Consider the following 24,327-nt stretch of genomic DNA (forward strand, 5'->3'; position numbering starts at 1 on the left):
CATCAGGTCATAGTTGTTACAGGAGGAGGAAAAGGAATGAATATGGAGATGAAACACGGTAAGGAAGCGTTTGAGGAACGTATCATGCAGCTGCCTGTTTTGGATACTCACACCCACCTTGTGGGGGATCGTCTCTGTGCTAGCGACTTCTGGGAGATTGCGCATTATTTCTGGTTGTTTCGCGAACTGCAGGCTGCGGGCTATCCGGCGAATGCCATGGAGCTCCCGGAGGATATACGTATTGCTGCCTTTTTGGAAGCTTACCATGGTTCAAAAAACACGATGATGAATGTGGTGTTGACCCAAATTTTTAAAAATCTATATGGCATTGTGATCAGCGACGCAGCCTCAGTATTGAAAGCCGACGCTGCGGTCAAACAGACCGCGCAAAGCGTCACGTGGGCGCAAGAAGTTGCAGACCGTATGAACGTTCGTAGGTTCGTTGTGAATATACCCGAGCATGCAGAGTTCCAAGGCATGCGAGAGAACGCCATACTGATCCCGCGAATTGACGGGAAATTGGGCGGGTGGGTCAAAGAAGTTGAGCTGTCGCATGACCCAGCTGCAGCATTCGCTCAAGCGCGTGAGAAGCTTACGCAACTACTCGACGATTACAAGGAAGCCGGTTACGTGGGTATCATGACCACATTGCCGAGCTATGAATCCAAGGCGAACCGCAAGGTTGTGATCGGGCAAGGCAGCACGAAGGATGAGATATTAATGATGCTTCTGCACGAATTAGGTGCCGCTGCTGAGCAGAGGGGACTTCTCATTCAGTTGTTTCTCGGCGTGGAACGTTCCTGGTGTGGAACAGTCACTCCGGTCAATGACACGGCCCGTATCTTGAAGCTATCTGCTTTGTTTGAGGCTTATGCCTGTACCTTCGAGCTTGTGGTAGCCTCAGAGCTCAACAATCTGGATATTGTGCAAGCGGCATGGAATTTTCCGAATGTTCATGTGGGCGGACATTGGTGGTTTAACTTTCGGACGAGCACGTACCGAGATAGTATGCAGTACCGGTTAGAAGCACTTCCGGCAATCAAAAGCTCGCTCATCGTATCTGATGCCCGCTGTATGGAGTGGAGCTACGGCAAGATTTTGCTTGTCAAACGGATTGTGAGCGATTTCCTGTGGGGGCAAGTCGAAGCAGGTTGGATTGATCATGACACGGCTTTGTTTGTAGCGGAGAATTGGCTGTATGGAAGTGCAGCAAAGCGCTATGGCATCGCTCATTGATTCTGTTTTACCAATCGTAAAAAAACACAAAGCGCTATAAGTTTCACCATCGCTACCTCCGGACAACCCTAGTAAGATGAAGAAGTCAAATTGATGCAGCATGCAAGAAGGGGAGGACAACATGGCCAGTAAAATTCAGCCATCCGATCGAATCGTTTACGATTTCTCATCGCAGAGTCAGAAATGGGCTTTTATACGAAAACATTGGCCGATCTATGTGATCTCATTACCGGGAATTATTTATTTCTTACTTTTTAAATATATCCCGTTATTCGGTTCCGTCATCGCGTTTCAAAACTACAACATTTTCAAAGGAATTAAAGGAAGTAAATGGGTAGGCTTAGAAAATTTCCAACGAATGTTCGAGTATACAGATTTCCTTCAGATTCTCAAAAATACGATACTAATCGGTATTTACGATATGTGCTTCGCTTTCCCGGTTCCGATCATTCTGGCTCTTCTCATCAACGAAGTGCGGGTGATGATGTATAAGCGGATTGTTCAAACGGTGGTCTATATGCCGCATTTCCTGTCATGGGTTATCGTAGGCGGAGTTGTTGTAGGGGTATTATCGCCATCAACGGGAATCGTCAATCACTTGCTGTCCTTATTTGGTGTCGAGCCTATTTATTTCTTAGGGGAGAATACGTATATTCGGACCATTCTAATCAGTTCTGGGGTGTGGAAGGATAGCGGTTGGGGCACCATCATCTATTTGGCCGCAATTGCTGGCATCAATCCCGATCTGTATGAAGCTGCACAAATTGATGGAGCCAGTCGAATTCGTCAAGTGTTTTCCATAACGATTCCGAGTATTCTACCTACGATTGTTATTCTATTCCTGCTGCAAATTGGTAATTTTCTCGATTTCGGTTTTGAACGCGTCTTTGTATTTCTTAACCCCCTTAACAATGAGAATGGAGAGATTATCGATACGTTTGTGTACCGGGCAGGTCTTGTTGATCGGCAATATAGCTACACGACCGCCATCGGGTTGTTCAAGTCGGTTGTGGGTCTTATGTTGATCATGATCAGTAATACGTTTAGTAAAAAGATGACCGGGGAAGGTTTGTACTGATACGGAAGGAGACCGGAGGTGAATCGCTATGATTATGACAAGAGGCCATAAAATTTTTAATTTATTCAATATCATTTTGTTAGGTATCCTCGGATTGAGCATGGTGCTTCCCCTTATTCACATTATTGCACAGTCCTTAAGTAATAACGCTGCCATTAATGCGGGGAAAGTATCGTTGTGGCCAGTTGGCTTCACACTGGGAAGCTATAAACTTATTTTACAGGACCCGACGATATGGCTTGGGTTTCGAAATAGTGTTATTATTACGGTTTTTGGAACCTTGATCAATTTATTTATGACAACTACGCTAGCTTATCCTTTATCTAGACCTGAATATTTGTTCCGTAAATCCATTCTGGTGATGGTGCTGTTTACCCTTATTTTCAGCGCACCGTTAATTCCGAACTATTTGTTGGTGAAACAGTTAGGGCTTCTTAATACGCTTTGGGCTTTAATGCTTCCTATGGCGATTAGCGCATTTAATTTATTCGTTATGCGCTCGTTCTTCCTAAACCTACCTACGGAGCTGCTGGATTCGGCCAGAATTGACGGGTGCGGCGAGTTTCGAATATTGTGGAATATTGTACTGCCTCTTTCTAAACCTGCCATGGCTACGATGGGCATCATGTATGCGGTGGGTCATTGGAATCGTTATGCCGAGGCTGTGTTTTATATCGATCATCGCAATTGGATTCCACTGCAAGTGCGGCTAAGAGAAATTGTATTTACAGATCAAATGGGGCAATCGGACGTTTCTTCGGAATTAATGCTATTACTTTCACCGGAAGGGATTAAGATGGCGGTTATTGTCGTGGCTACGATCCCCATCCTTTGTGTATATCCGTTCCTGCAAAAGCACTTTATCCAAGGGATGATGGTAGGTTCAGTGAAATCCTGATATATTCATTTGGAATGAAGGGGTTCTTTTGAAAAAAGTTACATGTGTCGCGCTCGTCGCCAGCCGCAAGAACAAGAGGAGCAGGATCACCGTGGTACGCTGCACTCCTCCCATGAAAGTACGGTTAACCGTTTGAAAATGCAAACGGATCCTAATGGACCTTAAAAAGGTCATTGAAGAGTATAAAACCAAAGGCGGCAACGAGATCATTAAAGAAGCGACGGACCGTTACAACAATACAAAAGGCTTACTTTTTCTGGGTAAGAAACAGTAATAGCAAGTCGATATGAAACTGCCCTGTGAGCGGGCAGTTTATTGTTTTTTAGGAGCACTCAACCGTCTATTTCGTGTCGATTCTCCACCATAGCCGCTCCTTCGCCAAGTAGCCAAACAATTAATGTTCACCACCTCTGAACATGTTTTTAACTATCTACCTGCCCTCGCATTCAGCTGTATACTATTCGCTCCGATAATGGAGCACAACTCAAGTCCTACCACCGATAAGCCGCATCAATAGTCTTCTATCTGTATCCCAAACGCAACCCGCACCGGGCATCACCAGTTTAGCGGAACGTAGAAGCTTTATTTTGCTCAAAACCGCGTATTTTACGTTTTTGCGGAACGAGGAGCCTCTATTTTCCACTTTCGAGGTGTAAAACCGGCAAAATGCCAAAATAGCGCACTCACGTTCCGCGTACCTGCCCCGCATCGGCATAATCACCGAAATAACGGCTCCTCGTTCCCCGTGATCCTCAGACTAGCAGCTTATACGTCCGAACTCGCTCCACTATGGATTTGACCAGCTGTTTAATCTGTATTTGGTATTCAGAAACGGCTGTCTTTAATCGTATAAAATGACATGGCGTCTTAAATTTATACATACAGGAAACGACAACTTTTCGTTATGATACATACAGAGTTGTGAAACCGCTTGCACTTTGAAATGGAAAGAAGGGGTGTTTATATGAAAAAAACGATCAGTCTTACCCTGGCTGTCATAATGACAGCTTCTGCTTTAACCGCATGTTCTTCGGATGGAAAGGTAGCGGGAAATGCTTCACCACAGCCATCGGGTAACGTGAAGAAAGCACCAGTTAAGTTCTCGATGCTTTATCCAACGACTGTCAGTACGGGATACCATACCCGAGTACCTGATTTGAACAAGGATAAATGGATATTGAAGCTTGAGGAGTTAACGAATACGGATTTGGACGTTAAGGTCGTGGAGGATGCCAAATTCGGCGTAATGTTCGCAAGTAACGATATTCCCGACGTTGTTGGCAGTATCGGTGGTCCTGGGAGTAAGTCGATGTCAGGTTCTGTAGAGAACGGTGTTTTCATGCCGCTGGACGAGCTTTTGAAGCAGAATGGGCCGAATTTGTTAAAAGTGGTACCCAAAGCAGCTTGGGATAGTGTTTCGTATGAAGGGAAGATTTATGGCGTTCCTGAATTTTTGAGCAATCCATCCCGTCGTTCCACATACATTCGTACGGATTTACTGGAGAAAGCTGGGCTTCAAGCTCCTAAAACCGTAGACGAATTTCTGAATGTACTGCGGGCATTTAAGAAGATGGGTGTAGAGAATCCATATCAAATGAGGGAAAACTTCAAGTATGCGGACGTTATCCTAGGAGCTTTCGATGTTTTGCCTTATAAGGATCAATTTGAGCTGGTAAATGGTCAAGTAGTCCCGAAATTTTTCGATGTAGAAAATGTTCAAAAGGCACTCACCACATACAAAATGATGTATGACGAAGGTTTGATTCCAAAGGAATTCGCAACCATCACTTCTACCGATTTTACGAAAAGCATTGAGTCGGGCAAAGCGGGAATCTGGTCGCAAAATGCTTCAGGATTACCAGGTTACCGTACGAAGGCCCAACAAGCTGTTCCAGGAGCAAAAATTGATATTATTCCTTCACCTAAAGGACCGGAAGGAAAAGGCGGATATTTCTATTATGCACCTGTCATTCGTTCCTTCTTCGTTAATAAAAATGTGAAGCAAGAAACAGCTGCGGGAATTATTAAAATGTTTGATTGGATGGTTTCTCAGGAAGCTGAAACCTTCTTCACCTTCGGAATTGAAGGCGATACCTACACCAAGGACAGCAGCGGCAAAATTACTTATAAATTCCCGACGACGAAGGAAGAAACAGATGAAGAAGGGTTCCGCAGCGGAACGATGTGGGCGGTGCATGACTCCACATACAATAAACCGAGACTTCTTCTGAACGAAGATGGAAAAGCGACCTTGAAAGCATTCGATGAGGTTCTATCGAAGGAAGGGTTGGCAGGTATCGGATTTTATCCGGATTTGAGCAGCTTCGCTAAGTTCCCGGATCTTGCAGCTCCTCAGCCTGACGTAGGTCCGAAAATCATTATCGATCACATGATCAAAATGATTTACGGCAAAGAGCCAATCACCGATTGGCCGAAGGTGATCGAAGAGTATAAAGCCAAAGGCGGAAATGAAATTATCAAAGAAGCGACTGATCGTTGGAATAAGAAGCAAGGCGCAATTATGATCGATATTAAATAAGCTGCAATTTGAAAAAGGCATCCTTCACGCAGAGTATTCTGCGGTGGGATGTCTTTCCCTATGAAAAAATCGTAAAAAAATACATATTCATCTTAATTTTATCCTTATTGTTAGAGCGAAATAATACCTATAATGAAGGCAACAAATCGATGGAGAGGTGAGTGTCTGAATGGAAAGTATCGCAGAACGTATGCTGCCCGCGCCTCGCGAAGGCGGGTTTCGAATGGAAGGTTATTGGGTATGGTGCGGTTCGGTTATTCGGGGAGAGGATGAACGCTATCATATGTTTGCTTCTCGTTGGCCCAAATCGCTGCCTATGCATCCTGGTTGGCTTGTTGCTTCAGAAATAGTGCGAGCGGTTTCGGATACCCCGGAGGGACCGTATACCTTTCAAGAGGTCGTTCTGCCTGCCAGAGGAGCCCAGTATTGGGACGGACGCAGCACGCATAATCCACATATCACCAAATTCGGAGATAAGTATCTTCTCTACTATATGGGTTCTACGCACCCGCTGCCTGATGTGGTCGCCGGTGATGGATTCGGGTTGGAGGACCCGCGATGCATCGTAGCACGTTCCAATAAACGAGTGGGTCTCGCTATGGCGAACAGTGTTTTTGGGCCTTGGGAAAGAAGCGAGAGCCCGATACTCCCTGTGCGCCCAAACCGGTTCGATAGCTACTTGACCTCCAATCCGGCACCTTGCTTACAGGAAGACGGTTCTGTGCTGCTTGTCTACAAAGCCCGTCAATATGAAGGTAATCTTCATGGGAAGATGACGATTGGGGCGGCCGCAGCAGATAGCTATCAAGGACCTTATCGCGTATTAACAGAGGAGCCTATTTTTCCGCCGGATCAATTTCATATCGAGGATCCTTTCATCTGGAAGACGGCGAAAGGGTATGAGCTGTTAGCCAAGGATATGGAAGGAACACTTTGCGGGGAAAGGCATGGAGGCATTCATGCTGTTTCTCAGGATGGGCTGAAATGGCAATTATCTGAGACGCCAAAGGCTTATTCACGTACGGTTCTTTGGGACGATGGAACGGAGCAAACGATGGGCAATCTTGAACGGCCATTTCTGTTATTTCATGATGGGAAACCGACGCATCTGTTCGCTGCAGTTGCCGATGGATCCGGGGGATTTCGCAACGCAGCGAACACTTGGAATATGGTTATTCCATTGAAGCCTTAGGGAGGTAGTTTACATATGAAAGCTATACTGGTTGGTTTGGGATCTGCTGGGTTCAGTTGGTATAAACGTCTAAGAGATCAAGGTTTATTAGCAGCCGTCGTTGAGGTTGATATGGCCATGAAAGAGAAGATGAAGGATGATCCGTTCCCTTTCTACACGTCATTAGAAGAAGCTTTGCAAAACGAACAGGCGGATTTTCTTGTCAATGTGACATCACCGATGATGCACACTGCTGTGAATCATGCGGCATTTGACCGTAAGCTGGCTGTTTTGTGTGAAAAACCGATTTCCTTTGATTATGAGGAGTCCATTGAGGTCGTGGCTCGAGCTGCTCGGGAACACATTCCTTTTATGATCGCAGAAAATTACCGCAGGATGCCTTATATTCGTAAAATGAAACAGCTAATAGACGAGGGTGCAATCGGCACTCTTTCCACGCTGGATATACAGTTCTACAGGTACCACCATGTGCAGCGGAGATATACCGTTAGTATCCTGGATGACATTGGTGTACATCACTTGGATATGCTCCGTTATTTAACTGGAAGAGAGGGGAAATCGGTGCAGGCCAAACTGTACAATCCAATTGGCGCCTGGGAAGAAGATGGGGCTATTATCAATGCTTATGCCTTCCTTGAAATGGATAATGGAATCACAGCTGCCTACAATGCCTCTATCGCTGCAAGAGGAACAGAAACACCGTGGAGCGGCAATTGGAGAATTGAAGGAACCAGAGGGGCTATGGAAGTCATCGATAAGGAAATCCGCCTAATTCGGGACGGAGAGGTCTTACTCGTCGATGATATAAGCGGTGTAGATGAAACGGACACACTGGCTGAATTTTTGGCATCCCTTCGGGAGCGGCGCGAAGCGGAAACAAGCGGAAGGGACTATCTGAAAACCCAAGCACTAGTTCATTACACGAAGCTGGCGAGCGAATCTGGTCAGATGAAGGCCATTGAGGTTCCAACTCTATGATGAATGGGGAAACTAGCATGCAAATAACGAATTGGCAACAATCGGCGCCAGGCGTATGGCGCCTTACGATTGGAGAACCGCAAGGAATTACACCGCTCTCATTGATGGGCGTTTCGCCGAAAACCGTGGCCCTGCAGCAAATGCCGCAGGTACAGCCGCCTTTTGCCTGGGAAAGTATTCAGCTCGAGGAAGCAAATGGCTGTCTCATTCTGTCTATTCCGCTTGATCGAACTGAAAAGCTTTACGGGACAGGTCTTCAGTTATTAAGAATGAATCAACGGGGAAGAAACCGTTATTTACGTGTGAACAGCGATCCCAAGCAGGATACGGGCGAGACTCATGCTCCTGTCCCCTTTTACGTAAGTGATCTCGGGTATGGCGTTTTGGTGGATACTTCACGGATCGTTACTCTGTACTGCGGGTCAACCATGAGGCAGGAGGAGACGCAAAGCGAGGATATTCGTGATCGCAACACCGATAAGGGATGGAAGGCAACACTAGTCGCATCACGAGTGGAAATCCGGATTCCTTTCGAAGGTGCAGACGTGTATTTGTTTGGCGGCCCCTCCCTTTCGGATGTGGTGGCTAGGTATAATTTATTTTGCGGGGGTGGCACACTGCCTCCGAAGTGGGGTCTTGGCTTCTGGCACCGTGTTCCGACGCTGTATACGGATCAGCAAGTGCTTGAAGAAGCGGAGCAATTCCGTCAGCACGATATTCCCTGTGATGTGATCGGGCTCGAACCCGGTTGGCACAGCCAAAGCTACCCAGTCAGTTACGAATGGGAGAAAAGCCGATTCCCTGAGCCCGAAAAATTCGTGAAAGCTTTGGACCAAAGCGGCTTTCGGGTGAACCTGTGGGAGCATCCCTTCGTATCGCCTAAGAGTGAGCTGTACGAGGAATTGAAGCCGCTTTCGGGGAGTCATTCGGTATGGGGCGGGCTTGCGCCGGATTATTCGATGCCAGCAGCTGTGGAGCTTTATAAGAAGCAGCATGAAGAGCAGCATGTGAATATCGGAGTATCCGGTTACAAGCTGGATGAATGTGATGGAAGTGACTTGACCAACAATTCCTGGATGTTTCCAGGACATGCTCAGTTTCCATCCGGTCTGGATGGCGAGCAGATGAGACAGATGTACGGGTTGATGTTCCAAAAAATGACGGCTGAACTGTTCCGCAGCAAAAATCGGAGAACGTACGGACTTGTTAGAGCTTCGAATGCCGCAGCCTCAACGATGCCTTATGTCCTATATTCGGATCTCTATGATCATAAACAATTTATTCGCGGTATATGCAACTCCTCCTTCAGCGGGCTGCTGTGGACACCGGAGGTTCGCAGAGCCCGAAATGCCGAAGACTGGGTACGGCGGATGCAAACGGTATGTTTCTCGCCACTCGCGATGCTGAATGCATGGGGGGATGGTACGAAGCCTTGGTCTTTCCCAGAAGTGGAAGGAACTGTCCGCCATTATATCAAGCTGCGGATGAGATTGCTGCCATATTTGTATACAGCTTTTGCAACCTACCGAGAGCATGGTATTCCTCCTTTCCGCGCAATGCCTTTCGTGATGTCCGCATCAGAAATCGCAGAAGCCGAGGCGATGTATGCCGAAGCAGCTGAGCAAACCTTGAATACGACAGATGCTGCTTACGGCAAGAAAAAAGTAAGAGAATGGGATGACCAATACATGTTCGGCGAAGCATTGTTAGTAGCTCCGCTGGTTGAAGGAGAGTCTGAGCGGGAAGTCCTACTACCATCCGGAATTTGGTATGGATTAGAGACAGGGGAACGTTATACCGGTGGATGTATCATTCGCGTTCAAGCAGGCTTGGAACGAATTCCGGTATTTGTAAGAAGCGGGTCTATCATTCCGATGATGCCTGCGCTATCGCATGTTCCACCCTTAGACACGCGTGTTCCACTTGAACTGGTTCATTTCGGTGATGGAATGGGTGAAGGAAATCTGTACGATGATGACGGGGAATCGTTCGATTATGAACAAGGTAAGTTCGGACGTTGGAAGGCGGCAGTTACGCAAAATGCAGCTGGCGTGTACTCCGGGGAACTCATAGGGACAGACGGGGAACCGACATCCTTCAGTTCTGTCACGTGGCGTTTCGCACAAACTCGTTTGTGATTCCTTCCGTTGTAGAACCAATTTCCGTGAGTTATCATAATTGGATAGCGATTCTGAGAAACATAGGGGAGGTCTGGACATGCATGTACTGATTGTAGACGATGAACCTGTCATTCGCAGAGGAATGGTTAAGATGGCGGAAATGTACGCACCTTCTTTCACGAAAATACAGACGGCAGAGAATGGCGTGGCTGCTTTAGAGCGGATTCGCGCCTGCGAACCTGATCTTGTGTTGACGGATGTTCGCATGCCCAAAATGGACGGATTGGAGCTCTGCAGAATCATTCATGAGGAATTCCCTCAAATTAAAACCGTTGTGATATCCGGTTATAGTGACTTTGAATATGCCCAAAAAAGCATGAATTATGGTGTGCGGCACTATATGCTGAAACCGGTTACCAAATCGGATGTGCATGGTATGCTGGATCAATTGATCAAAAAGCCATCACGCAGCTATATGCCGCCTTCCCGTTATATCGAGTGGATCGATCAAATGGAACAACAAATATGGGCCTTGCAAATGGAGGAACTAAGCAGCTTAATCAGCCGGTGGCGTGAATACTGCCTATCTGCCAATTTATCGTTGGGCGAGCTTAAGGAGCTATTGGACGATTGTAATGCGCTTCTTGTCAAACGCTTTCAAGGCCGCAATTATTCCCCTTCTTCCGTGCAAGCTCACTTGCAGGCGGATAGTGTGAAGGAAGCCCTCGAAACGTTTGAGAAAGGTTTGTTTCAAATGGCGAAAGGACTTCAAGACGTTCGAAGCGGCAGCTTCAAAGATCCAATGGAAGAGGCCAAAGGCTTTATCGACAGCCGATTGTCAGAGGACATTTCGCTGGATCAAGTTGCTGCGATGGTTGGATTGACACCAACCTATTTCAGTTCGCTTTTTAAAAAAGTAACGCATGAGACCTTTGTTCAGTATCGGATCAAAAAAAGGATGACGAAGGCGAAGGAAATGCTGGCTATCCCTTATGTCCGAATCGTGGATGTAGCCGCCGATGTCGGGTATGACGATTACCCCCATTTTACGAAAACCTTCAAAAAAATTGTTGGCGTTTCGCCTTCTGAATATCGCGCAGGGCTCGGTATCAAATGAAAATTAGAGGTTTAACGAAAAAGCTATTCATCTATTTTCTGATTGTCATTATTCTTTCTCTCAGCAGTGTAGGTATTTTCTCCTATATGACTTCTTCCGAAGAGTTAGCGGAAATGGTTGAGAATCAAATGAATCAAATCGTCGGAAACGCGGTTCATCATACAGATCTGTATTTGAAAGACTATGAGCGCTCCATTGTCTCTATTTTGACGAACAGACAGGTTATGGAGTTTATTGATCTGAAGGCCAATCGGGAGGAATATGACTTTTATACCTATCGGAAAATGATTCTCGAAACGAGTGTCGATCCGCTATTTATTCGCAACCCTAAATTAGCTTCAGTTTATTTGCTCAGCGATAAGCTGAATGCGGTCTATTACTATAATGGTGTGAACGAGCAATCCTTCAATGTGGAGGATAAACGGAAGCAGCGGGAATATTTTCTCGCCAATACAACGCCTGACGGAAAATTAAGTATTTTGAACCACACCATTATTGAAGGTCAAGAGAATCAAATGCTCACGCTAGTCCGTCGTATTCGAGGCTTCACCTCGCCTGAATTGAGTGGCTTGCTCGCCATTGAGATGAGATCCGCTGATTTGTCTGCCCTATGGAAAGGGATTGATTTAGGTAAATACGGGTACCTGTTTATCATGGATGAAAAAGGTCGTTATATCTATCATCCGGATGGAAAAAAAGTCGGTTCAGATGTTCCGGAAGAGTTCGTGGAGAAGCTGCAAACGGCTGGGATTTCTTCCTTCGTCGATAGCAGTGAGGGAGATCAGCGCATGTATCTAAGCCGCAAATCCGATTATTCGGGTTGGCAGCTTGTTGTTTCCATGCCGCTTCATGAACTTCGTAAACCGGTGGCTAACATCCGTTCGACAACGCTTGTAGTCGGACTATTTACACTAGTATTAGCAATCTTACTTGCTTATAGATTCGGTAGGTCGATTACGAAGCCGATTCAAGTACTTAAATCCGGGATGAGAGAGACGGAAAAGGGGAATTGGGCCACGATTCCACTCCCCTCTCACAGGGACGAAATTGTCGAACTCATGGTACGCTATAACGTGATGGTCAATCGGCTGTCTGAAGCGGTTGATCGTGTGGTTCAGGTCGAATTAAGCAATTCAGAAATTCGGATGGAGCGGCAGAAGGCTGAGTTTCAATCTCTTCAGCTGCAAATCAATCCTCATTTTATGTACAACACACTGGAGACAATTATCTGCTATGCCACAATCCAGGATTCAGAGGAGATATCCGAAATCGTTAAGGCACTGGCTTATATGCTGCGCTACTCGGTTCAAACCAATCTGGAAGAAATTACGGTTGCGAACGAGTTGAAGCACGTTCTGTATTATCTGGTCGTACTGAGGCATAGAATTGGCCGGGAGTTCGAGATTGATGTTGCGATTAAGCCCGAATATTTGCTTCATGTCATGGTACGGCTGACTCTTCAGCCTCTGGTCGAAAATGTGTTCCAGCATGCATTTCCGGAAGGATTGGAAGATTATCATTTCATCCGAATCGACGGAGGGGTAGAGGACGGAATCTTCTGGATCAGTGTAGAGGATAATGGTTCAGGAATATCGGAGACAAAACTTACGCAGCTCCAAGAGAAGTTGAGCACAAACAGACTGGCAGATGCTGAAATAGATGAAGCGGGTAAAAAAGGCGGTATTGGTGTGCTGAATGTCCATCGCCGAATTCAAATGGTGTATGGGGAGAATTATGGACTGAGGATTGAAAGTATGGCTGAGCAGGGAACTAAAATGATTATGGTGATGCCTGCATCGCCTAAACATGATGATAAACCAAATCTTATATAGGGGGCATAAACTTGAACAATCGCGAGAAATTGTGGTACTTTCAGCCTGCTAAGATGTGGGTAGAAGCGCTTCCGATCGGTAACGGTCGACTAGGCGGGATGATTTTCGGGCAAGTGCAAGAGGAAAGAATTCAATTAAATGAAGATTCCATCTGGTACGGAGGTCCCAAAGATGGAATCAATCCCGATGGTTCTCGATATTTAGAAGAAATCCGAGAGCTGCTTTTCACCGGAAACGTCGAGGAGGCCACGCGATTAACGCGAATGGCGCTCTTTTCCTCACCTAAATATTACAACCCTTATCAGCCTTTGGGAGACCTAAGGCTTTATTTTCATGATCAGAAAGGCGAAGTTGAAGATTATCGCCGAGAATTGGATTTGAAGCAAGCCATCGTTCGTACAACCTATAGGGTGGGCGGAGTCACTTATCGTCGTACGATGTTTGCCAGCAACCCTGATCAAGTGATGATGATTCGATTGGAGTGTGATCAGCCAGGCAAGCTTAATTTCTCTGCGAATCTGAACCGTAGACCGTTTGAGGGGGAAACCGGCGCATTGTCGGAGGGTAGTATCTGGATGAGCGGAGAATGTGGGAAGCATGGTGTCGAATATGCCTGCGTGTTGAGAGCAAAGTCCCAGGATGGTCATGTGTCCGTGATTGGCGACTTCCTGTCTGTGGAAGGGGCTAGCTCTGTGACATTAGTACTAGCCGCAGCCAGCACATTTCGAGAGCTAGATCCATTAGCAGCATGCAAGCTTCAAATTGAGGGCGCCGATCGGTTCAATGCTGACGAGATCGAACACCGGCATATCGAAGATTATCAGGAATTGTATAATCGGGTGAGTTTGTCTTTGACGGAAAACGATCCTTTTGATGATTTGCCAACGGATGAGCGGTTGAAGCTTTTACAAGGGGATCAATCGACTGAGGATAGCGGTTTGGCGGAGCTCTACTTTCATTACGGACGTTATTTATTGATCGCCAGCTCCCGCCCAGGATGTCTGCCCGCGAATCTTCAAGGCATTTGGAATGAAAGCTTCACACCCCCATGGGAGTCCAAGTATACGATTAATATCAATACACAAATGAATTATTGGCCAGCTGAGGTTTGCGGATTATCGGAATGCCATGAACCGCTGTTCGACCATATCGAAAGGATGCAGGTCAGCGGCCGACAAACAGCGCGGGAGCTGTATGGCTGCTCGGGCTTTGTCGCTCATCACAACACGAACTTATGGGGAGAGACACGGCCTGAAGGGTTGTTTCCGACATGTGTGATATGGCCGATGGGAGCTGCATGGCTAAGCCTGCACGTATGGGAACATTTTGTTTTTACCGAGGATATGGAATTTTTGCGGCATAGGGCGTACCCGATCTTGAAGGATGCCGCGGCTTTTTTCGTTGATTATTTGGTGGAATCACCAGATGGACAGCTTGTGACGGGACCCTCTGTCTCTCCAGAAAACGTATATGTATTGGCGGATGGAACCAGAGGGGCACTGACCATGGGACCTTCTATGGATACGCAGATCATCCGTGAGCTGTTCGAGGCATGTAAACGGAGCAGCCTCCTGCTGCAGGTCGATAGTGAGCTTCATGAGCGGCTCTCCGCGCTGCTGGAGCGGCTGCCTAAGCCGCAGATTGGCAAACACGGACAAATCATGGAGTGGTTGAAGGACTATGAGGAAGATGATCCAGGTCATCGGCATATTTCACAGTTGTTTGCGCTGCATCCGGGAACCCAAATTAATCTGCATCGCACGCCGGAATTAGCCAAGGCAGCTGCGGCAACACTGCAGCGCAGATTGGAAAACGGAGGAGGGCATACGGGTTGGAGCAGTGCGTGGATCGTCAATATGTACGCAAGACTGGAAGATGGCGAACAATCGTATGCGCATTTGAGCCACATGCTGCGGAAATCAACGTATCCCAATCTTTTTGATGCGCATCCTCCTTTTCAAATTGACGGAAATTTCGGTGCCACGGCGGGCATTGTTGAGATGCTGCTGCAATCCCATGCTGATGAGCTGAACTTACTTCCTGCGCTGCCGTCTTTGTGGTCTGAGGGAGAAGTGAGAGGACTTAGGGGTCGCGGCGGATACGTTGTTAACCTCAAATGGTCCGGTGGAATACTATCGGAAGCGATTATCAGCGCAGCGAAGGCTGGTTTATGTAGAGTACGTACACGTCAAGCAGTTCTGGTCCGCTGCGGGGGAGAAGATATCGCCTTGGGCGGGAATCAGTCAGTTGTAGAGTTTCGTGTTGAAGCTGGCAGAACGTATGAACTTTATAGAAAATAATCGTTGAGACTTGTATGGACGGGCATTCAATTCCAGTTATTTACATTCCTTTGATAGTTGAATTCGCAACTGCTAATCCATTACGTTAACCAAAATAGTAAAGTGAGAAATCCATTAGAGTTAAAAAATTTCGGGCAAGTTATCCTCCATGAGTGCATAGGATTGTAGTACACAATTCACCATCACGAGCTGACCTAGATAAGAAAGGCAGCAGTGAAAGGAGGTACCCATGGACATATTCAAAAGAATTTCGGAGCATCGTACGGAGAAGGATTCATTGAGCTGGACCGGTACGTTCGCGGAGTACATAGAATTGCTTCGCAAAAATCCTGGACTCGCGAGAACAGCGCATTCAAGGGTCTATGATATGATTGCTTCGCAAGGAATCAATGACCAAGTCGGGCACAAATCCTACAAATTCTTCAACAAAGAGATTTTCGGCCTGGATCGAGCCATTGAGAAGCTAGTGGAAGAATATTTCCATTCCGCTGCCCGTCGATTGGATGTTCGTAAGCGGATATTACTGCTGATGGGTCCTGTAAGCGGTGGTAAATCAACCATTGTGACTATGCTTAAAAGAGGGCTGGAGCAATTTGCTAGAACTGACTTAGGGGCTGTCTATGCGATTAAAGGGTGTCCGATGCACGAGGAACCACTTCATTTGATTCCTATGGAGCTGCGTCCCGAGATCGAACGAGAGCTGGGCGTAAAGATTGAAGGCAGTTTATGTCCTTCCTGCCAAATGCGTTTAAAGACCGAGTACAACGGCTGTATTGAAGATGTTCATGTTGAGCGTGTGTTCGTTTCAGAAGAAGCGCGTGTAGGTATCGGTACGTTCAGTCCATCCGATCCGAAATCACAGGATATTGCCGATTTGACGGGAAGTATAGACTTCTCTACCATCACGGAGTTTGGTTCCGAATCTGATCCGCGTGCATACCGGTTCGACGGGGAGCTGAATAAGGCAAATCGGGGTATTATGGAGTTTCAGGAAATGCTGAAATGCGACGAGAAATTCCTCTGGAACTTACTATCTCTCACACAAGAGGGTAACTTTAAGGCAGGACGGTTCGCTCTCATTAGCGCCGATGAGCTGATCATTGCGCATACGAATGAAACCGAGTATAAATCTTTTATTGCGAACAAGAAAAATGAGGCTTTGCAATCGCGGATGATTGTTATGCCAATTCCGTATAACCTTCGGGTATCGGATGAAGAAAAAATTTACTACAAGCTCATCGGACAGAGTGATATGTCTCACATTCATATTGCTCCGCACGCGCTCAGAGTTGCTGCGATTTTCTCCATTCTTACCCGCTTGAAGGAAACGAAGAAGCAAGGGATGGATTTAGTCAAGAAAATGCGTATGTATGATGGTGAAGTTGTGGAAGGTTACAAAGAAGCGGACCTCAAAGAAATGCAAAATGAATACCAAGAAGAAGGTATGAGCGGCATCGATCCGCGTTATGTCATCAACCGAATTTCAAGTGCATTGATTCGCCAAGATCTTCAGTGCATTAACGCACTAGATGTCCTGCGTGCCCTGAAAGATGGGTTGGATCAGCATCCGTCGATTACGAAGGATGAGCGTGAGCGGTTCCTCAATTTCATTTCCGTGGCGCGCAAGGAATACGACGATATTGCCAAGAAAGAAGTGCAGAAAGCGTTCGTTTACTCCTTCGAAGAATCAGCCAGAACCATTTTCGATAACTATCTCGATAATATTGAGGCTTATTGTAATTGGGGGAAAATCAAGGATCCGCTTACCGGTGAGGAAATGGATCCGGATGAGCGCCTGATGCGCTCCATTGAAGAGCAAATCGGCATTTCTGAAAATGCCAAGAAAGCATTCCGAGAAGAAATACTGATCCGCATTTCCTCCTATTCCCGTAAAGGTCGGAAATTCGATTACAGCAGCCACGAGCGGCTGCGTGAAGCGATTGAGAAGAAGCTCTTCGCTGATTTGAAAGATATCGTGAAAATAACGACTTCCACGAAGACACCGGATGAGAAGCAGTTGAAGAAAATTAATGATGTGACAAAACAATTGATTGATGAGCACGGATATTGCCCTGTATGTGCCAATGAGCTGCTGCGTTATGTAGGGAGTTTGCTGAACAGATAAAACTTAATAGTGGAAGTAAAACGGACTTGAGGCGGTGACGACCCCTTAGGTCCTTTTTTTCATTTGTAAAGGTCATCGTCTACTGTCTATCACCGAATCTATCAATCTCTCATATACTATAAGATCTTACAACGAGGGAGGTGCAAGAGATTATGATAGGCAACTCAATGAAAAAGACAGGTGCATTTCTTTTACTATTAGTGAGTTTTCTAGCTTTCGTGATGACTTGGGAGGTGGGGTTATTATCTCCTTTGGGGGGAATATGTATAGCGGGATTTAGCTTCGGCGGAGCCATTCTGATGTGGCTGGATGTCCATGAGTCGAGGCAAGGTGCTGGCAAGAAAGATGCAAAACGAGCAAAAGCCGACCTCTGATCGACAAGAAGACAATTCCCCCCCAGAAAAAATCCAACGAGCCCGGAAGATGGTCAGACGTCTTTGGATTCGGCAAAATGGTGGACAAACTACCACTTCATAAGCTTTCGGCTCGCATGGCCTACTGTATGTTTTTTGATTTAGTCCTGCTCTTATTTGTTCTTGTTCTCCGTGCTTCAGGTACTAAGGTGAATGATTTTCCGAACGCTTGGGATATTCGGTTTATTGTGATCACGACAATTGTTGTTTTTTTCGTCGGACTCTGCGATATCTGGAAAGATCGGAAGTAATATGATTGTTACAAAGCATAAGAAAGTAACCGCCCAATTTTTGGAGAAGTGGTCACCAACTAGGCAATCGCACACATACAGTATTGTAGGCGGTTAACTATATAAGAATGTGAGTGATCCAGAAAATGACGAAACCTGAAGAGCAAGAATTACGGCCACCACAAGGTGGGCACGGAGGCGGTCCAGGCCATGGTGGCCCCGGACATGGTGGTCCTGGACATGGCGGTCCCGGACATGGCGGTCCTGGTCATGGCGGTCCTGGTCATGGCGGTCCTGGTCATGGCGGTCCTGGTCCTGGTGGTCCTGGTCATCATGGCTTCCCAGGGCATGGTGGAGTGAACAATCTCCTGCCTTTGGTAGTAGCCCCTTATTTATTGAATGCGACACAGCCTTACTATCCATATCCATATCCATATCCATATCCAACATGTCCATGTCCATATCCATACCAGGATTATCTATGTCAATGTCCATATCCATATCCATACCAGGCTTATCCATACCCACCATATTCCCCGGGTTATCCAGGTATTTAGAGGGCATAATCTCAACATGATAAGGTTTAAGAACCGAGATGGAACCGAGATGCTTTCTTATCAGAAAGTTTCTCGGTATTTTGTTACCACATTAGTAAGTATAAGTTTCGGTTACCCCGAAACACGCTTACTAATTGGTGATAAAACCTAATATAGGGATCTTTGGTCGTAGACCAAAGTCTCTCCTCGTTGGATTTGGCGGACTGAACAATTTGCTACCTTGGGTAGTGGCCCCATACTTATGGAATGCGAATCAGCCTTACTAGGCAGCAAACTGGCGTCGGTACTGCACCGGCGTCTTTTTTTAATTTACTCTGTGGATGACTGTTCATAGACGTTTTGAATGAGCTCTATCATCGGTTTGTGTTTGTCAGTATGGTTTCGTTTTATGTATGAATAGAAATCGCCTCTACCTGTCTTGGTAAAAATACATCCCATTGGGAATATCAGGGTCTTTTTCTAATGTTTATTATAAGGGGTGCACTCACTAAGATTGGGGGCTTATTTTTTGAGTGAAAAGATGAACTTAGTAGTTAAGTTCTATTTCATTTATATTTGAATTTTCTGATAATATTAAAGACTAATTATTTTGTAGATACATGTCGATAACAAATGATCTGTGTCGAATTAATTTAGAAAATCGAATTGAAACATTCATACTTCATAAAGATCTGATTTTACACGAAATTTACAGGAAAAGTCTGATAATACTATGTTCACATTACCGTCAAGGAAATCGCGGACAATTGAACAACAGTCAATATTTTCGGTATGTAAGGTATAGGAATTATGTAGCATATATGCTACAATTCCACTAAGCAATGATGCAAATAATGCCATATTGTGTTGTTTGGTGTCACTCTTTTATAGGTAATTAGTATTAGAATTGGGGTTTCTAATGATTGATATTCATAGTCATATACTACCAGGGATTGATGACGGAGCTTCGGATTTAGAACAATCCATCGATATGGCAAGACAAGCTGTAAGACAGGGCATACATACCGTAATAGCGACTCCTCATCATGAGAATGGTAGATTCTCTAATGAAAGGGAGTTCGTAGAACAGCAAGTTAAAACGTTTCAAGAAGAACTAGATCACAGGGATATTCCTCTTCGCATTCATGTAGGACAAGAAATTCGCGTGTATAGAAGTTTAATAGAGGATATTGAAGCTAAGAAATCTTCCACTTTGGATGATTCTCGCTATATATTACTAGAATTCCCGTCAGATCGAGTTCCATTAGGCGCTGAAGACCTAGTACATGAATTACATTTATTAAATAGGGTACCAATAATTGCTCATCCAGAGCGCAATAGGGAGCTCGTTGATAACCCCAATAGGCTTGTAGAATTAGTCCAGTTGGGTGCTTTATCTCAGATAACCGCCCATTCTCTCATAGGTGATTTTGGAAGATCAATTCAACAACTTTCATTAGATTTATGCAGGAATCACTTAGCTCACTTCGTTGCTTCAGATGCTCATAATTCAACAAGTCGAGCATTTGCTCTTGGAGAAGCCTATGAAATGTTGCAAGAAAAGCTAGGAACAGACATCGTGAACACCTTCCAAAATAATGCCAACAGGGTCATCCATGACCAACCAATCGAGATTTATCAACCTGTTTGGGCGAAATCCAAGTGGTTTCAGTTTTGGAAATCAAAATAAATAAACTAATTTTAATGAGGTGAAAGTTAGCATGACCATGAAGAAAAAATTAACCGTAACAACGCTAGCAGCAAGCATGCTGTTTGCATCCATTGCAGGACTTCCGTTAAGCGAGAAGGGACTCGCTAGCAAACTGGGTATTACTGCTGGTGTAGCATCTGCTTCTACTGCTTTCGATCAATTGAATGCATTGAAGGCTGAACTTGCTAGAGATACAGCAGGAGCTGCGAATGTTGCTGCTGTAAGAGACTTTGTGAAAAATGATTTAACAGCAACTCATGATGAAAAGTATGAAATGATTAAACAAATATGGGATAAGATTGAAATTAAAAGAAATGCTTCTGCTCCAGGTCTTTCATCCCCATCAGTTCTTAATGTGGACAACGCATTTAAACTGGTTATGGCATTAGACGTTTTCTATAGCGGAACAAGTGCTGAGATTGACCAACTAATTAATGATGAAGAATACCGTGCAGTTATTAATGATTTATTCCTTTCAGCAAATCTTAAAGGAATTAATCAAGCTGGCGGTTTGGATAAAGGCGACGTAGTCGCATTCCAGAATGCTGCACTTCAAGCTTTAGTTGATAATAAAGCTTCGCTTATTGGAACATTAGCATTAGCCCTTAAAGGTAGTGCAGTGAATTCACAAGTTATCAAAGATGCGGTAAGCAGCATTGTTAATGATGCTATTGTGGCACCAAATACTTTACTAATTAGTAAACTTTTGAACTACTATGGTATTACTTTAAGCGATCTAGACACAGTACAGAACAAAGTTGCTGAATTCATTGAAGGCAAAGCCCCTACAATAAAAGCAAAAGATGCTAGAACTGCACTTGAATCTGCTTCTGTAAGATACTTGCTTAAAGACGAAATCGTCTATGCTGGTAAAAAGACTTCTACAACGGCTACACCTGATCTGGAGATATTAACAATTTCTGTTAACGATTTTATAAAATGGAGCTTACATACAGCATCAAATGTTAAATTCGATAACGGTGTTTTGGTGCTTGATGGCGCAGACTCCGGAAGTGGTGTCATCCAAGCTCGTGATACCAAATTCGGTATTCTACTCTACATCTCACCAGATGCAATTTCACTAGCTAAAGAAGCAAGTTCTACTCCTCCTCCTGCAGGCGGCGGCGGTGGTGGAGGTCCTGTTCAAAGTGAATCTGATAAAGCAATCTCTGAGTTAACAGACCTCTTCAAAGATATCACAGGTGCTTCACCTGAGAAGAAACAAGAAATCTTCAAAGCAGCTCAAGAGAAAGTCAATGCAGCTATTGCAAAATTATCCACATTGGATCTTGCATCCTTAGTTGTCGTTGAGAACGGTGTAGCTAAGCCAAAGCTTGATGTAGCTGGACTTGTAAGCAAAGTGAAAGACATTGTAGCACAAGCCAAAGCGCTTAACGATAAACTAAAAGCGTTGAATCCTGATGCGAAAGCAGAGAAAGTTGTACTTACACTCAATTTTGGAACAATTAGCGCCAAAACAACGGAAATTCCTTTTGCTAAAGACTTACTTGCTGCAGCAGTAGCAGGTGGTGTCGATAAAATTGCGGTTGGACTGAATGGTCTTACATTAGGTGTTAGTCCATCTGAGTTCAGTGCAGATACTACGCTAAAAGTGACTAATCAAGATAAAACCGTTGCAACGAGTGTGACGCAGCTGCCTGTAGCATCCGGTGTGTACGAATTTGAATTTACATCAGGCGGATCTAAAGTAGGAAGCTTCAATACACCTGTTGAAGTAACTATTCCAGTTCCTAATGGCAATCAATTCGATACCGAATTACTTTCACTTGCGAAAATCGTTGATGGCAAATTGGAGTTCTACGGTGGTAAATTCAGCAATGGCGTTCTGAATGGCGTTCGTAATTCCTTCTCCACCTACACAGTTGTACAAAACAATGTTTACTTTGATGATACTACCCCTGTGAAAGCATGGGCTGGCAGACAAATTCAAGTAGCAGCAGCTAAAGGGATTTTAGAAGGTCGAGCTGATAAAGTATTCGAACCTAATGGTTTTGTAACACGTGCTGAGTTTGCTAAATTGATTGTCAAGACGTTTAATTTGGAAAACGCTAGTGCTTCTGAAAGCTTCGATGATGTGAATGATTCCGATTGGTACAAAGTGTATGTCGCTTCTGCTGTTAAGAACGGAATTGTAAATGGTAAAGAAGCTGGTAAATTTGATCCGAATGGACAGATTACTCGTTCAGAAATGGCTGTTATGTCGGCCAGAGCCTTGTCGCTTAAAGGCGTAACTTTAAGCCCAGCGAAGGTTGATGAAGTTCTTAAAGGATTCAAAGATGCGGATACTATTAACGCTTCATTGAAAGATGGCGTTGCTCTTGCTGCAAGCCAAGGTATCGTTGTTGGAGAAGAAGGTAGTGTATTTAATCCCAATGCCAACTCCACTCGCGCTCAAGCTGCTGTAGTCATTTATCGTTTGTTGAATAAATAAGAATATTTATTATCTAGGAGGAATCCTCCTCTCTTAATAAGGGGGGGATTCCTTATAATTTCTAAATCGAATATGTACAGCATACAACGATACTCTACAGCATGGATACGGAGGGAATGTAATGGAATTGGAATTAAAAGATTACTTAAAAATTTTACGTAAAAGGGTGTGGATGATAGTAACAATTGTTTTACTTGCAACGGTATCAACAGCTGTTGTTAGTTACTTGTTTTTACAACCGATCTATGAAGCTTCCACGAAGCTGATTGTTATTAAATCGAACGATCAAGTAGGAGCTTCACAAGTTGATTTGAATACAGTTAATTTGAATATCAGATTAATTGACACCTATAAGGAAATTATTAAAACTCCAAGAATTATGGATAAAGTAGTTGTGGATTTCCCGGATTTGAATATAAATGCCGAGCAGTTAGTACAGAAGGTAAAAGTCAGCTCGGTTAACAATACACAAGTGATGACCCTTATTGTTCAAGATCCTTCGTATGAGAGAGCAGCGGACATCGTGAATGCTGTATCCAAAGTTTTTCAAAATGAAATCCCAAAGATTATGAAAGTAGATAATATCTCTTTATTGAATGAAGCGAAAGAAATAGATAAACCAACTCCTGTAAAGCCGAATAAAAGTTTAAATGTTGCGATTAGCTTTGTTGTATCTCTCATGGTCTCTTTTGGAATAGCCTTCTTGGTGGCATATTTGGACGATAAATTAAAGACAGAGGAAGAAGTACAGCAGTATTTAGGACTGCCAACCTTAACTATGATTACGAAGATGAAACCGGAAGATTTTCAACATCATAGTAAGCAAACGAAAGAACAAAGGGTAGGGGAGCCATCACATGTCAAACTCAACCAATAAAAGACCAATTATTACCCACCAAAATCCCAAATCTCCAATTTCCGAGGCTTATAGGACACTGAGAACCAACATCCAGTTTTCATCAATTGACGAGGAATTGAAAGTGATTATGGTTACTTCGGCTGGACCTGGAGAGGGGAAATCGACCACTCTTGTCAACCTTGCTGTAGCTTATGCACAAGCGGATAAGAAAGTATTAGTTATTGATGCAGATCTCAGAAAACCAACTATGCATCATACGTTGCAAGTTTCGAACCGTTGGGGACTTACCAACCTATTGACGAACCAATTAACGATTCAAGAAGTTCTGCAAGAAACTTCCATTCCGAATCTTAGTATTATAAGTTCTGGTCCCATTCCACCAAATCCATCTGAAATTCTAGCTTCCAAAAGAATGGTTAGTATCTTAGATGAGCTAAAACTACAATTTGATATCATTCTTATCGATGCTCCACCAGCTATTGCCGTAACAGACTCTCAGATCATAGCTACTCGTTCAGACGGCGTCATTTTGGTGGTCGATTCGGACAAAGTGAAAAGAGACATTGCACTTAAAGCGAAACAAAATCTTGATAACGTACGAGCTAGAATACTCGGAGTTGTTCTTAACAATGTAGATAGAAAAAACAAAGATGCATACTATTACTATTACTATGGTGAAAGTAAATAGCATGATCGGCTAGTGGGGGATTC

At 44.6% G+C, this 24,327-nt stretch carries 18 protein-coding genes; all 18 read left to right on the top strand.

From position 1 onward, the window contains the following. The first annotated feature begins 36 nt into the window (after positions 1–36). The 18 genes from GC102_RS25195 to GC102_RS25280 all read left to right on the top strand — a co-directional run bounded on the left by GC102_RS25195 (position 37) and on the right by GC102_RS25280 (position 24,304). Complete coding sequence (locus tag GC102_RS25195) at positions 37–1,236, top strand: glucuronate isomerase (protein ID WP_246321114.1); 1,200 nt, start codon at positions 37–39, stop codon at positions 1,234–1,236. Positions 1,237–1,357: 121 nt separating this feature from the next. Beyond that, positions 1,358–2,314 (top strand): ABC transporter permease, encoded by a 957-nt coding sequence (locus GC102_RS25200; RefSeq protein ID WP_171691945.1) that lies wholly within the window; start codon positions 1,358–1,360, stop codon positions 2,312–2,314. 28 nt (positions 2,315–2,342) lie between these two features. Next, on the top strand, positions 2,343–3,212 hold the full coding sequence (locus GC102_RS25205; protein ID WP_171691946.1) for a carbohydrate ABC transporter permease: 870 nt from the start codon (positions 2,343–2,345) through the stop codon (positions 3,210–3,212). Positions 3,213–4,176: 964 nt separating this feature from the next. Continuing rightward, the gene (locus GC102_RS25210) at positions 4,177–5,751 is read left to right on the top strand and encodes a type 2 periplasmic-binding domain-containing protein (RefSeq protein ID WP_171691947.1); all 1,575 of its coding nucleotides are present in this window, start codon (positions 4,177–4,179) and stop codon (positions 5,749–5,751) included. A gap of 169 nt (positions 5,752–5,920) precedes the next feature. Then, positions 5,921–6,943 carry a glycoside hydrolase family protein gene (locus tag GC102_RS25215; RefSeq protein WP_171691948.1) on the top strand — a complete coding sequence of 341 codons (1,023 nt, stop codon included), beginning with the start codon at positions 5,921–5,923 and terminating at the stop codon, positions 6,941–6,943. Between the two features lie 15 nt (positions 6,944–6,958). After that, entirely contained in the window at positions 6,959–7,921 is a 963-nt protein-coding gene (locus GC102_RS25220) for a Gfo/Idh/MocA family protein (protein ID WP_171691949.1), read from the top strand. A 17-nt stretch (positions 7,922–7,938) separates the two neighbouring features. Further along, positions 7,939–10,059 (top strand): TIM-barrel domain-containing protein, encoded by a 2,121-nt coding sequence (locus GC102_RS25225; RefSeq protein ID WP_171691950.1) that lies wholly within the window; start codon positions 7,939–7,941, stop codon positions 10,057–10,059. 79 nt (positions 10,060–10,138) lie between these two features. Next, complete coding sequence (locus GC102_RS25230) at positions 10,139–11,158, top strand: response regulator transcription factor (protein ID WP_171691951.1); 1,020 nt, start codon at positions 10,139–10,141, stop codon at positions 11,156–11,158. Further along, positions 11,155–12,990 (top strand): cache domain-containing sensor histidine kinase, encoded by a 1,836-nt coding sequence (locus tag GC102_RS25235; RefSeq protein ID WP_171691952.1) that lies wholly within the window; start codon positions 11,155–11,157, stop codon positions 12,988–12,990. The genes GC102_RS25230 and GC102_RS25235 overlap by 4 nt, the downstream gene beginning before the upstream one ends. An 11-nt stretch (positions 12,991–13,001) precedes the next feature. Then, the gene (locus GC102_RS25240; protein WP_246321115.1) at positions 13,002–15,290 is read left to right on the top strand and encodes a glycoside hydrolase family 95 protein; all 2,289 of its coding nucleotides are present in this window, start codon (positions 13,002–13,004) and stop codon (positions 15,288–15,290) included. Positions 15,291–15,519: 229 nt separating this feature from the next. Next, a complete protein-coding gene (locus GC102_RS25245; RefSeq protein WP_057307127.1) occupies positions 15,520–17,415 on the top strand; it encodes an ATP-dependent protease PrkA in 1,896 nt (631 codons plus the stop codon). A 152-nt stretch (positions 17,416–17,567) separates the two neighbouring features. Then, a complete protein-coding gene (locus GC102_RS25250; protein WP_171691953.1) occupies positions 17,568–17,789 on the top strand; it encodes a hypothetical protein in 222 nt (73 codons plus the stop codon). Between the two features lie 77 nt (positions 17,790–17,866). Then, positions 17,867–18,079 (top strand): hypothetical protein, encoded by a 213-nt coding sequence (locus GC102_RS25255; protein WP_171691954.1) that lies wholly within the window; start codon positions 17,867–17,869, stop codon positions 18,077–18,079. Between the two features lie 125 nt (positions 18,080–18,204). After that, positions 18,205–18,615, top strand: coding sequence for a hypothetical protein (locus tag GC102_RS39145; RefSeq protein WP_216628157.1), 411 nt, complete (start codon positions 18,205–18,207; stop codon positions 18,613–18,615). 898 nt (positions 18,616–19,513) lie between these two features. Next, a complete protein-coding gene (locus GC102_RS25265; protein ID WP_171691955.1) occupies positions 19,514–20,284 on the top strand; it encodes a tyrosine-protein phosphatase in 771 nt (256 codons plus the stop codon). 31 nt (positions 20,285–20,315) lie between these two features. Next, positions 20,316–22,757: an S-layer homology domain-containing protein gene (locus tag GC102_RS25270; RefSeq protein ID WP_171691956.1), complete on the top strand. Its 2,442-nt coding sequence runs from the start codon at positions 20,316–20,318 to the stop codon at positions 22,755–22,757. Between the two features lie 121 nt (positions 22,758–22,878). Then, positions 22,879–23,634, top strand: coding sequence for a YveK family protein (locus GC102_RS25275; protein ID WP_171691957.1), 756 nt, complete (start codon positions 22,879–22,881; stop codon positions 23,632–23,634). Further along, positions 23,615–24,304 carry a CpsD/CapB family tyrosine-protein kinase gene (locus GC102_RS25280; RefSeq protein ID WP_171691958.1) on the top strand — a complete coding sequence of 230 codons (690 nt, stop codon included), beginning with the start codon at positions 23,615–23,617 and terminating at the stop codon, positions 24,302–24,304. Before GC102_RS25275 ends, GC102_RS25280 begins: the two co-directional genes overlap by 20 nt. Positions 24,305–24,327: the final 23 nt, after the last annotated feature.

This window comes from Paenibacillus germinis, from assembly GCF_013141785.1.
Classification (GTDB): domain Bacteria; phylum Bacillota; class Bacilli; order Paenibacillales; family NBRC-103111; genus Paenibacillus_E; species Paenibacillus_E phytorum.

Excerpts from the sequence above, each read along its gene's own strand:
- GC102_RS25200 (WP_171691945.1), top strand. The coding sequence starts at position 1,358 with ATGGCCAGTAAAATTCAGCCATCCGATCGAATCGTTTACGATTTCTCA.
- GC102_RS25195 (WP_246321114.1), top strand. The coding sequence starts at position 37 with ATGAATATGGAGATGAAACACGGTAAGGAAGCGTTTGAGGAACGTATC.
- GC102_RS25280 (WP_171691958.1), top strand. The coding sequence starts at position 23,615 with ATGTCAAACTCAACCAATAAAAGACCAATTATTACCCACCAAAATCCC.
- GC102_RS25250 (WP_171691953.1), top strand. The coding sequence starts at position 17,568 with ATGATAGGCAACTCAATGAAAAAGACAGGTGCATTTCTTTTACTATTA.
- GC102_RS25230 (WP_171691951.1), top strand. The coding sequence starts at position 10,139 with ATGCATGTACTGATTGTAGACGATGAACCTGTCATTCGCAGAGGAATG.
- GC102_RS25220 (WP_171691949.1), top strand. The coding sequence starts at position 6,959 with ATGAAAGCTATACTGGTTGGTTTGGGATCTGCTGGGTTCAGTTGGTAT.
- GC102_RS25235 (WP_171691952.1), top strand. The coding sequence starts at position 11,155 with ATGAAAATTAGAGGTTTAACGAAAAAGCTATTCATCTATTTTCTGATT.
- GC102_RS25255 (WP_171691954.1), top strand. The coding sequence starts at position 17,867 with ATGGTGGACAAACTACCACTTCATAAGCTTTCGGCTCGCATGGCCTAC.
- GC102_RS25245 (WP_057307127.1), top strand. The coding sequence starts at position 15,520 with ATGGACATATTCAAAAGAATTTCGGAGCATCGTACGGAGAAGGATTCA.
- GC102_RS25270 (WP_171691956.1), top strand. The coding sequence starts at position 20,316 with ATGACCATGAAGAAAAAATTAACCGTAACAACGCTAGCAGCAAGCATG.
- GC102_RS25225 (WP_171691950.1), top strand. The coding sequence starts at position 7,939 with ATGCAAATAACGAATTGGCAACAATCGGCGCCAGGCGTATGGCGCCTT.
- GC102_RS25215 (WP_171691948.1), top strand. The coding sequence starts at position 5,921 with ATGGAAAGTATCGCAGAACGTATGCTGCCCGCGCCTCGCGAAGGCGGG.
- GC102_RS25275 (WP_171691957.1), top strand. The coding sequence starts at position 22,879 with ATGGAATTGGAATTAAAAGATTACTTAAAAATTTTACGTAAAAGGGTG.
- GC102_RS25210 (WP_171691947.1), top strand. The coding sequence starts at position 4,177 with ATGAAAAAAACGATCAGTCTTACCCTGGCTGTCATAATGACAGCTTCT.
- GC102_RS39145 (WP_216628157.1), top strand. The coding sequence starts at position 18,205 with ATGACGAAACCTGAAGAGCAAGAATTACGGCCACCACAAGGTGGGCAC.
- GC102_RS25205 (WP_171691946.1), top strand. The coding sequence starts at position 2,343 with ATGATTATGACAAGAGGCCATAAAATTTTTAATTTATTCAATATCATT.
- GC102_RS25265 (WP_171691955.1), top strand. The coding sequence starts at position 19,514 with ATGATTGATATTCATAGTCATATACTACCAGGGATTGATGACGGAGCT.